General features: G+C 36.8%; 6 protein-coding genes. All 6 read right to left on the bottom strand.

Going from position 1 to position 8,074, the window contains the following annotated elements; genetic code table 11:
- Positions 1–357: 357 nt before the first annotated feature.
- Positions 358–885 (bottom strand): peptide-methionine (S)-S-oxide reductase MsrA, encoded by a 528-nt coding sequence (gene msrA, locus HMPREF3116_RS01745; RefSeq protein ID WP_070467274.1) that lies wholly within the window; start codon positions 883–885, stop codon positions 358–360.
- Between the two features lie 52 nt (positions 886–937).
- Entirely contained in the window at positions 938–2,245 is a 1,308-nt protein-coding gene (gene serS, locus HMPREF3116_RS01740) for a serine--tRNA ligase (RefSeq protein WP_070467271.1), read from the bottom strand.
- 387 nt (positions 2,246–2,632) lie between these two features.
- Complete coding sequence (locus HMPREF3116_RS01735; protein WP_070467269.1) at positions 2,633–4,042, bottom strand: D-alanyl-D-alanine carboxypeptidase family protein; 1,410 nt, start codon at positions 4,040–4,042, stop codon at positions 2,633–2,635.
- Positions 4,043–5,194 (bottom strand): sensor histidine kinase, encoded by a 1,152-nt coding sequence (locus HMPREF3116_RS01730; protein ID WP_083272712.1) that lies wholly within the window; start codon positions 5,192–5,194, stop codon positions 4,043–4,045.
- 95 nt (positions 5,195–5,289) lie between these two features.
- Positions 5,290–5,973: a response regulator transcription factor gene (locus tag HMPREF3116_RS01725; protein ID WP_070467266.1), complete on the bottom strand. Its 684-nt coding sequence runs from the start codon at positions 5,971–5,973 to the stop codon at positions 5,290–5,292.
- A 211-nt stretch (positions 5,974–6,184) separates the two neighbouring features.
- Positions 6,185–7,669 (bottom strand): IMP dehydrogenase, encoded by a 1,485-nt coding sequence (gene guaB, locus HMPREF3116_RS01720; RefSeq protein ID WP_107309609.1) that lies wholly within the window; start codon positions 7,667–7,669, stop codon positions 6,185–6,187.
- Positions 7,670–8,074: the final 405 nt, after the last annotated feature.

Below are 8,074 nucleotides of genomic sequence, written 5' to 3'. Positions count from 1 at the left end.
GTCTTCTTTGTTCAGTTTTCAAAGGTCTATCTTGTTGCTCTTGTGACAACTACCTTATAATATCACGAGTTTAACTGGAAGTCAACAACATTTTTATAAATTAATTAAAATGTTGTTCTCTCGGTTAGTGTTACGTTGTAACGCAACTATTAGATATTATCATGTTCAACTGGTTGAAGTCAATAGCTTTTTTGAAAATATTTTCTTCAATGTTTCAACAGAAACAATAATAATGTCTGAAAAATATAGTACCACCTTTCACAGTTCTTGTAAACCACTTTTTATTTCTTAGAAAAATAAAAAGGCCCTAGTTTATACCACCTAGGGCCTTACGTATTTCAATAGCGTGTCTAGCAATTAAGCCTCTTGCCAGTTATCTTTGATGAATGTTTTACGCCCAGACAATTCACTATAACGCTTATAGTGTGCTGGATTCTTCTTGTAGAACTGTTGATGATAATCTTCAGCTGGCCAGAAAGTCGTTGCTTTAGTAATTTGTGTTATAACTGGTTTATTAAATCTACCACTAGCATCTAACGCCGCTTTAGATTTCTCTGCAGCTTCTGCTTGTTCTATGCTGTTCACAAAAATTTCAGGTCGATAAGAATCACCGCGATCAACAAATTGCCCCATTGCATCTGTTGGATCGGTCTGTTGCCAATAAATATCTAGCAATTCTGGATAACTTATTTTTTCATTATCAAATTCAATCTCTACCGCTTCTGTATGGCCAGTTGTGCCCGAACAAACTTCCTCATATGTAGGATTTTCTTTGTGTCCGCCAGTGTATCCTGATGTCACTTTTTCAATACCATCCATCTCTTCAAATGGTTCAACCATACACCAAAAACACCCGCCGGCAAATATTGCTGTTTCTTTAGACATCTTAATTGCCCCTTTCATTAAAAAGAAATTAATCTGCCTCTATTGTATTACATTATTTTAATTTTGAAACGCCAGAAGCATTTTCTTTTGTGATTTCTGTGATACCACCCATATATGGGACTAATACTTCGGGAATAGTAACTGAACCATCAGCGTTTTGATAGTTTTCTAAAATAGCTGTTACTGTACGTCCAACAGCTAAACCAGAACCATTTAATGTGTGTACATATTCCGGTTTGCCATTTGCGTTACGGAAACGAATCAAAGCACGACGCGCTTGAAATGCTTCAGTATTTGAACATGATGAAATTTCACGATATGTTTTTTGTGCTGGCACCCATACTTCTAAGTCATACGTTTTCGCAGCTGAGAAGCCCATATCACCAGTTGATAATGTAATTACTCGATACGGTAAGTTTAATTTTTGTAGTATATTTTCGGCATTTGTAACCATTTTTTCTAATTCGTCATATGAATCTTCAGGTCGCGCAAATTTCACCATTTCCACCTTTTGGAATTGGTGTAAACGAATTAAACCACGGGTATCACGACCAGCTGATCCTGCTTCTGAACGAAAACTTGGCGACATCGCAGTGAAGTAGATTGGTAAGTCTTCTCCAGGGATAATTTCATTTGCAAAATAATTGGTTAATGGTACTTCTGCTGTCGGGATTAATGTTAGGTGACGCTCTTCATTTGTTGTAGAGAAAACATCTTCAGTAAATTTAGGAAATTGGCCAGTACCATACATTGCTTTGTCATTCACCAAGTAAGGAGGAATCACTTCTTCATATCCTTCTTCTTGGTGTTGGTCTAACATAAAGTTATAAACTGCACGCTCTAAACGGGCACCGAGTCCGCGATAATATAAGAACCGAGCACCTGAAACTTTAGCCCCACGTTCAAAATCTAAAATCCCTAATGCTTCTCCAATTTCATAATGGGCTTTTGGTTCAAAATCAAACTCGGGTGCTTGATGCCAACGACGAACTTCAACATTGTCCTCTTCATCTGCTCCAACTGGTACTGAGTCATGCGGTAAGTTTGGTAACCGATCCATAATATGAGTTACTTGTTCATCTAGTTTTGCTAATTTTTTATCTAAAACAAGAATTTCTTCCCCTACTTCTTTCATACGAGCAATTCTATCATCAGCATTTTCCTTATTACGACGAAGCAAACCAATTTCATCAGAAACAGCATTACGTTCTGCTTTTAAAGTTTCTGTTTCAGAAATCACTTCACGACGTTGGCCATCTAAATCAATTAAACGCTCTAGTTCCTCTTTAGCAACTCCACGACTAGCATACTTTGTAGCTGTCGCTTCAAAATTATCTCTAAGTAATTTAATATCAATCATCTTTATTCCTCCTATATATTTAGACAATAAAAAAAGCCATTTCAATCTCCCAAAAATTTGGAAGGGACGAAATAGCTTAGAATTCATATATTATTGCGCGGTGCCACCCTACTTTAAGACACAAAAATGTGATGCCTTACACTCATTAGATAACGGCTAACCCGGCTCTACTTAATCAGGATGCTATCCTCATATTCGTAGTCAGTGATTGTGTGGATTCATATCACTTGACTACCCACTTTCACCTACCGCGAGCTCTCTAATAATCAGCCTATACTACTAATCACAATCAATACTTTTCATTTATTGCTTCCATTATATATTCGGCGCAAATAAAAGTCAATTATCCCATAGGTTTATGTGATGTAACATACGCTATTATGATGTTTAACCAAATATACCTTGGATATCTTGAATCCACCCTTTGAATAAATCTTCCATGATACGCGTAACTTGTACAACGATACTTACTTTATCAACATCTTCAGCAGGAATAATTGCATTTGACATATCTAGCTGATTAAAGAGACTTTTATCAAAATTAACTGTCGTATTAAAAGTGTTAATCGTTTGATCAACCGATAATGGTGCTGTAAGTGCTAGATTGCCAGCAGCGTCATATTGAAATGCTGCATCATAAGTTAATGTAGTATTTTTTTCTAAATCATAATTATAGGGTAAGAATAGGGCATTTGTTTTAGCATAATTTAGGTTTACACCATCCATTACACCTTGATATATCGTAACATTCTCAGCTGGTAACCATGTGCTACCTTCTTCATAAAGCGTTGTATACGCTAAGTTTTCTTGTAAGGCAGTAAGTAAAGTGCCTGTATTTTCGTACCGGTCTGCTTCAGTTTCTGCACCTAAGGTTACTAGCATGATGTCGCGTCCATCAATTTGACTCATAATGATAATACAACGACCTGCAATCGTTTCTGTACCCGTTTTTAATCCTGATACATCATCACGTTCATACGCATTACCAGGTAAAAATAGATTCGTATTCTCTAAAGTATACGTTTCACTATCAGATACTTGAAATTCTTTAGAAGTAACATTTGCTCGTTTTAAGACATCCGGATATTCATTCACTATTTCACGTGCAACAAACAAGATATCACGGGCTTGCATCATATTTTCCTGATCCATTGAATAAGGTGAAGCAGAACCATCACTTGTTATTAACCAAGAGCCAGCTAGACCTGAAGCAGTATATAATTCAAAGTTTTTAATACCTAATGCTGTTAGTTTATCACTCATACGCTCAACGAAGGCTTGTTCTGATCCAGAAATATATTCTGCTAAAGCAACAACTGCAGCATTACCTGACCCAATTACAGCAGCATCAATTAAAGCATCTACTGTATAGTAATCTGTCGATTCTTCTAGAGGTACATTAGATAGCCCCTCTGCTACTGATAAAGCTGAAACAGCTTCTGATACCGGAATTTTAGTATCAAAATTCAAGTTCCCAGCTTGAATTTCATCATAAACAACATAAAGGGCTATTAATTTTGTTAGTGATGCAATTCCGTGTAGCTCGGCACTATCTTCTTCAAACAAAATTTGACCAGAATCACTATCAATTGCCATAGCAGCATCTAAATTCAAACCATAATTTGTCGTAATCTCATTTGAAAATTCAGACACAGTACCACTCTTTGCATCACTTGTTTGACTAGCCGTAATAGTAGTATTCTCGGTTGCCAGTACAGCCATAGGCCCATGAGCCAAATTAAAACCCAACAAAGTGACTAAGGCTATTGTAAAAACTTTTGTCAACTCATTCTTCACTTACATTCGCTCCATTTCTTCATGATCATTTAACTCTTTAAAGCGATTAGGTATGGTAAAAATAAACCGTGTACCTTTATAGTCTGACTCCGCATAAATTTCACCATGATGCAATTCAACAATCGATTGCGTAATCGCCAAACCTAAACCACTACCAGTCTGTGGCTCAGTTCGAGATTTATCCCCCCTATAAAATCTCTGGAAAAGATCCTTTAATTGACCTTTAGGAATCCTAGCGCCGTCATTTTCAACGACAAACTTTGTTCTTTCATGGTCTTGATAGATTGAAATCTTAATATACTTACCCTTTCCACCATATTTAAAGGCATTGGTAAATAAGTTGGAAAAGATGCGAACAAATTTTTCTGGATCAATATCTACAAGAATATTATCATCTGGTTCAGCAATAATCTGAAACTCACGGCCAACTTTATTGGCCTCTAGTTCAAATTCTACCGTAATTTGTTCTACCATACGGACCACATTAATCTGACTAATAGCCAATTTAGTATCCACTTGTTTCACCTTAGTATATTCAAACAAATCTTCCGTCATTCGTTGCATTTGAATCGCTTTATCATAAGCAATATTGATATACTTCATCGCTTTTTCTGGATCTTTCAACTCTTCTTGCTTCAGCAAAGTCAAGTAACCAATAACCGAAGTAAGTGGTGTACGAATATCATGACTCATATTGGTAATCAAGTCATCTTTAGACTGCTCTATTCGTCGCTCTTCTTCTCTAGCTTTTACAGTAGAGTCTACTAAACGGTTAATCGAATCTACAACCGGCTGCATACCATTCATATTGGAAGTAGAAATCTTATGATGGTAGTTACCTTGAGAAATATAATGTAACTCTTCAAGCACATATCCTAACTGAACAGCCCGAAGCCTGCGGTAAACTCGCCAGCCCACAAAAGAAACACTCATCACCAAGTAAACCATGGTTAAACTTAGAAAGAAATTTTGCTGAAATTGTGGGTGGACAAAAAAAGATCCAGGATATTTACGTAACAAAACTGAATAATAGGTTTCATAGACCGTGATTAACACGAACATTAACCCAAAATAAAGGATGACTAATATCGCTATCCATACAATTGCTTCAAAAAAAAGCTCTGTATGCATTCTACTTTTCTTTTTTTGCAAGAGCTCACCTCTATCACTACTACTCATCTAAACGACTAACATAAAAAAGACTAGGGGTGCTAGCAAATGCCTTCACCCCTTTTCCAAAAAAGCTTTTAAGCTGTAATCTTATAACCAACGCCCCAGACAGTTGAAATCACTTTATCGCCACCGGTTGCTTCACCAATTTTATCACGTAAGTGACTCACATGAACCATTACAGTCTTAGCTGATACAACAGATTCTTGCTGCCATACACGTTCAAAAATCTCATCCGCTGAAAATACATTATTAGGATTGCTTGCTAGTAAGTATAATATACCAAATTCTAATGCAGTTAATTGAATTTGTTGGCCATCTGTAGTGGTTACTTCATGAGAATTTTTGTTAATCACAAGTGGGCCAACTTCAATAGTTGCAGCATCACCACCACCGGTACTCGCACGACGTAGTAATGACTTGATACGTGCCATGACTTCTAATGGGTTGAATGGTTTTGTGACATAGTCATCTGCACCTGTTGTTAAACCAGAAATTTTATCCATATCAGATGATTTAGCCGATAATAATAAGATAGGCATATCCACGTCACGTTTACGTAACTCTTTAATTACTGTAATCCCATCTTTTCCAGGCATCATAATATCCAGTACCATCATAGCAATATCAGGATTTTCAACAATTTTCTTCAATGCTTCATCTCCATCAAAAGCTTGGACTACCTCATAATCTTCATTTGTCGCATAAATAGTTAATAGTTCAACGATTTCCTTATCGTCATCAGTGATTAAAATTTTCATAGGTCATCCTCCGAACGCTATAGTTTCTCTACCTTATTTTAACAAATCCTAGCCATATAAGTCCTATATTTCTATTCAAAAGTGGTTAAGAATGCCTTAAGTCTTGATTCCACAAACTTTATCTACTCCCTCTCATCCTTTTCTCTATAGAAAAAGAGCAAGCACAGTCTTTCTGACCCACTTGCTCTTCGATATTATTGTCGTAAACTGATTAGCCTCTTGAATAGTTTGGTGACTCTTTGGTGATTTGTACATCATGTGGATGCGATTCAATCAAACCTGCTCCTGTCATACGAATAAATTGTGCATTTTGACGTAAAGCTTCAATTGTTGGGGCACCACAATAACCCATACCTGATTCAATACCACCAAGTAATTGGAAAATAATACCAGAAACAGCACCTTTATAAGCTACGCGTCCTTCAATGCCTTCAGGTACTAACTTATTCGCTTCGTTGACTTCACCTTGGAAGTAGCGGTCTGCAGACCCTTTCTTCATAGCGCCTAATGACCCCATACCACGGTATGTTTTAAATTGGCGACCTTGGAAGATTTCCAATTCACCCGGTGCTTCATCTGTACCAGCTAACATAGAACCTAACATTACAGCATGTCCACCAGCAGCCAAGGCTTTAACGATATCACCTGAGAATTTAATCCCCCCGTCAGCAATAATCGTTTTTCCGTATTCGTTAGCAACATTGGCTGCATCGTAAATCGCAGTAATTTGTGGTACACCTACACCAGCAACTACACGGGTTGTACAAATTGAACCAGGTCCAATCCCAACTTTAACAACGTCAACGCCAGCTTCATATAAAGCACGTGTACCTTCAGCAGTTGCTACGTTACCAGCAATTAATGTCGCATCTGGAAATGCTTGACGAATTTGTGCAACCTTACGCAAAACACCTGCAGAGTGACCATGGGCTGTATCGATTACAATTGCATCTGCACCTGCTTCTAATAAGGCTGTAACACGCTCAAACGTATCTGATGTTACACCAACTGCTGCACCAACAATTAAACGACCTTTCGCATCCTTAGCTGAGTTTGGATAGTCTGTAACACGTTCAATATCTTTAATAGTGACTAAACCTGTTAAACGACCTTCATCATCAACTAATAATAATTTTTCAATACGGTTTTCATATAAGATGTGACTCGCTTCTTCTAAAGAAGTGCCTTGTGGTGCAACAACTAAATTATCTTTGGTCATCACATTTTCAATCGCTTGGTCGTGGTCTTCTAAGAAGCGGATATCACGATTAGTTAGGATACCCACTAATTTATGGTCTGCTTCATTATTGATGATCGGTACACCAGAAATACGGTAACGAGCCATCAATGCTTCTGCTTCATGAACTGGTGATTCTGGGAATAAGTAGAATGGATCTGAAATGACACCTGACTCTGAACGTTTAACCTTGCGTACTTCATCTGCTTGTTGGGCAATCGTCATGTTTTTATGAATAATACCTAAACCACCTTGACGCGCCATAGCAATCGCCATACTTGCATCAGTTACCGTATCCATGGAAGCTGAAAGAATTGGAATATTCAATTTTAAGTTTGGTGCTAATGTTATACTTAAATCTACTTCATTTGGCAACACCTCAGAATGTGCTGGCATTAATAAGACGTCATCAAATGTTAATCCCTCTTTAGCAAATTTATTTTCCCATGCAGTAGTCATTTTCATTCATTCCCCTTTTCTTTGTAAAATGTAAAATTGATTTTTACTATCCTACCACCATTAACCAATAAGGTCAACCCATTATATTTCGTAAATAAATGTATTATTTTTATTTATTAAATATATCGTTCGTTTTTAATCAGATTAACCCTGGCATATTTGATAACAAATTATTGCATCCTTCGTTAACGTTCGTAAATAGACTTTCAATAACATGGTTTATTTTTAAAGTAAATGATTAAAAAAGTAGGTGAGGCAAAGGTCGTTTAAAATTGACATACTGGACCAAAGTCGAATAATAACGACATGTTATTGCCGCATTTTAGGAAGTATCGGACAATGCTGACTTTTGAAAGCTGATGATAAACATTTTTATATAAATCGAGTAGGAGGAATCTTTCTATT

Origin of the sequence: Aerococcus sp. HMSC10H05 (assembly GCF_001806975.1) — a bacterium.
Taxonomy (GTDB): Bacteria; Bacillota; Bacilli; order Lactobacillales; family Aerococcaceae; genus Aerococcus; species Aerococcus viridans_B.
This window is presented reverse-complemented; position numbering and strand designations above follow the sequence as displayed.

What these genes read in the sequence shown, in the direction of transcription:
- msrA (WP_070467274.1), bottom strand. Translation starts at nt 885, where the DNA reads ATGTCTAAAGAAACAGCAATATTTGCCGGCGGGTGTTTTTGGTGTATG.
- serS (WP_070467271.1), bottom strand. Translation starts at nt 2,245, where the DNA reads ATGATTGATATTAAATTACTTAGAGATAATTTTGAAGCGACAGCTACA.
- HMPREF3116_RS01725 (WP_070467266.1), bottom strand. Translation starts at nt 5,973, where the DNA reads ATGAAAATTTTAATCACTGATGACGATAAGGAAATCGTTGAACTATTA.
- guaB (WP_107309609.1), bottom strand. Translation starts at nt 7,669, where the DNA reads ATGACTACTGCATGGGAAAATAAATTTGCTAAAGAGGGATTAACATTT.